Annotated in this window: 3 protein-coding genes and 1 pseudogene; all 4 read left to right on the top strand. The window is 67.5% G+C overall.

Annotation, left to right across the window (positions count from 1 at the left end):
- Positions 1 to 128: 128 nt before the first annotated feature.
- The 4 genes and pseudogenes from AC1DQP_RS19050 to AC1DQP_RS19065 all read left to right on the top strand — a co-directional run bounded on the left by AC1DQP_RS19050 (position 129) and on the right by AC1DQP_RS19065 (position 2449).
- Entirely contained in the window at positions 129 to 1082 is a 954-nt protein-coding gene (locus AC1DQP_RS19050) for a hypothetical protein (RefSeq protein ID WP_457319439.1), read from the top strand.
- Between the two features lie 2 nt (positions 1083 to 1084).
- Positions 1085 to 1633, top strand: coding sequence for a GTP-binding protein (locus tag AC1DQP_RS19055; protein ID WP_256776591.1), 549 nt, complete (start codon positions 1085 to 1087; stop codon positions 1631 to 1633).
- Positions 1626 to 2039: pseudogene (locus tag AC1DQP_RS19060) on the top strand (roadblock/LC7 domain-containing protein); the annotation flags it as partial. The gene AC1DQP_RS19055 and the pseudogene AC1DQP_RS19060, both read left to right, overlap by 8 nt.
- 50 nt (positions 2040 to 2089) lie before the next feature.
- A complete protein-coding gene (locus tag AC1DQP_RS19065; protein WP_256776593.1) occupies positions 2090 to 2449 on the top strand; it encodes a hypothetical protein in 360 nt (119 codons plus the stop codon).
- The last annotated feature ends 366 nt before the right edge of the window (positions 2450 to 2815 follow it).

The following is a 2815-nucleotide window of genomic DNA, read 5'->3' on the forward strand; positions in this document are numbered from 1 at the left end:
CCCTTGCAACGTGCGGAAGCTTCAATTCAATCTGTGCGATCCATCACTTATGGCCCGATAACCTTGGCATAGGCTATCGACGATCTTTACTGCAGTAAGTGTGATCTTTCACGGCGCAGGGGAAGGCGATGGCCAGGGTGCTGGTGGTGGGATCGGATATCCAGGGAGAGCACGCTTTGCTGCAGCGCCTGCGCGCGGCCGCCGCATTGCCCGCGGACACGGTGCGCAGTTGCCGCGATCTGGACGACTGCGATCTGTTGGTGATCAAGGACACCCCGGCACTGCGCAACGCCGCACTGCGCATGGTGCGCGAACGCCCACGCATCCAGTTCTGGATCGAAGACCAGCAGGGTCGGCTGCGCGATGGTCAGGGCGACCCGCGCAGCACGCTGGATGATCATGCGATCGAACACGCACTGCGCCAGATGCCGGCCGCACCGGCGCCGATCGAGGAACCGATCGCCGCGCGTGGGGCCAAGGCGATCACCCGCGCGCTGCGCGAAAGCCTGCAGTCGCGTCATGGTCACGCGGTGCTGGCGCTGGATGGCCTACCGGTGCTGCTGCTGGATTTCGAGCAGGACCAGATGGTGGTGCCCGACGGCAGCGGCAACGTGGAATTGGCGCAGCTGCTGTCGGATGTGTTCGAGCGCCTCGCATTGCACGGTATCGCCGGCAAGCGTTACCAGCAGCTGGCAGGCGAGCTCCCACGGCAGTCGCTGCGGCCACTGCTTTGGCAATGGGGGCAACACCCGGCGCACTGGCAGGATCTGGATACGCGCCTGCAACACCATGCACGCGTGCGCCTGCTGCGCTGGCCTGATTTCCGCGTGCTCGGCCATCAGCACGACAGTTTCCGGTTGTGCTCGCTGCTGCTCAAGCGGCCGTGCAGCGTGGACGAATGCGCCTCGCTGCTGGAGATTCCGCGCGAGGCGGTGCGCGCCTTCGTGCACCCGGCCTATCTGTGTGGGTATGCCGCGCTGGACGCGCCGTCAGGCGGCGGCGGGCTGCTGCGCAGCAACGGCGAGGGCGGCGGCCTGCCCGCCCGGATGTGGCGCAGCGTGCGCCAGCGTGGCGGAGGCTGAGCGTGCGCGAACACAAGATCGTGGTGCTGGGCACCATGGGCTGCGGCAAGTCGACGTTGGTGCGGGCGATCGCCGCTGGTGCGGTCATCGACACCGACGTGCACAACAGCGACCGCCAGGGTGCGGACAAGGCGTCGACCACGGTGGCGATGGACTACGCCGACATCGACCTGCCCAACGGCGACCGCCTGCGGCTGTACGGCACGCCAGGACAGCAGCGGTTCGACTTCCTGTGGCCGATCCTGCTGCAGGGGGCCAGCGGCGTGGTCCTGCTGCTGGATGCCACCCGCAGCGCGGCGGTGGACGAGTTGACGGCGTACCTGGCGATGCTGCAGCAGCATGCGGCGCAGGTGCCGGCGGTGATCGGTGTGTCGCGGCTGGACCTGGCTCCGCAGTTCGACCTGGACGCCTGCGCGGCGCAGGCCGGGCGCGAGGGCCGTTGGTTGCCGGTGGTGCCGGTGGATGCGCGTGATCGCGAACAAGGGTTGTGCCTGATGGACGTGCTGATGAGCGAAATGGAAACCGGTGCGCTGGTGGCCGCGCATGGCTGACGGACACGAGGCGCGCCGCCTGGAGCCGGCGCTGCGCGAGCGCCTGGGGGCGCACCTGCAGGGCTTTGCCGATGACATCAACGGGGTGCGCAGCGTGGTGATGGCCAGCGTGGACGGGTTCGCGCTGGTGCCGGCAGCCGGCACCCACGGCAACGGCGAACGACTGGCGGCGATGACCAGCGCGATGCTGGCGTTGGCCGCTGCGGTCGGGCGGGAGCTGGCGCTGGGGGAGCTGGAAGTACTGATGCTCGAAGCCGACGGCGGCAAGGTGCTGATGCTGGCGCTGCCCGCGACGCCGTCACCGCTGCTGCTGATGACCGCGTGCGACGCGCGCTGCGTGATCGGCAAGGTGCTGTGGAGTGCCAAGGAATGTGGCCGCAACATCATGGCCGAACTCAGCGGATCACGAGCCGATCCGCAGGGGAAAACGGGGCTCGATAACCAACGGGGTGCAACATGGCAGGACTCGACGATACCTTGAACGCGCTGATGACCATCGACGGCGCCCAGGCAGTGGCGCTGGTGGATTACGAGAGCGGCATGCTGCTGGGGGAGGCCGGCTCGGGGATGGACATGGAGGTGGCTGCGGCAGGCAACACGGAGGTGATCCGGGCCAAGATGAAGACGGCCGCCTCGCTCAACCTCAACGACACGATCGAAGACATCCTCATCTCGCTGGGCAAGGCGTACCACATCCTGCGCCCGGTCTCGCGCAAGAAGGGTCTGTTCCTGTATCTGGTGCTGGATCGCAACAAGTCCAACCTGGCCCTGGCACGGCGCAAGGTGCAGGACGTGGAGGCCGATCTGGCGCTGTAGGTTCCCTCCGTCGCCGGTCGCGGTGTGGTGGCGACCGGCGGCGCTTTTTTTTCGTGGTTCTTCTCCCAATGCACGGGAGCGTTCTGCTCCAACGGCGTTGGTAGATCGAGCAGGGCGATACGGATTTGCCCAGGTAGTCCAGGCGACGTGTGGCTGGAGCTGTGGCTCCGACCGGGCTTGTCGCGAGCGTGAGGGCCCCGYAGCSGCCGGTAGGCCCCTGGCGCAAATGTCCCCCGGCCTGGCGGCCTCCTCCTTKATTTTGYCCAGGSGCCTACCGGCCGCTACGGGGCTCGGCTTGCGGTGMGCAGGYAGAAGCCARGCTKYTTTGRCGCTGGTCGGTGGRTCGGGCGCTGGGCCCCCATGCCC

The organism is Stenotrophomonas sp. P5_A8 (genome assembly GCF_056400545.1).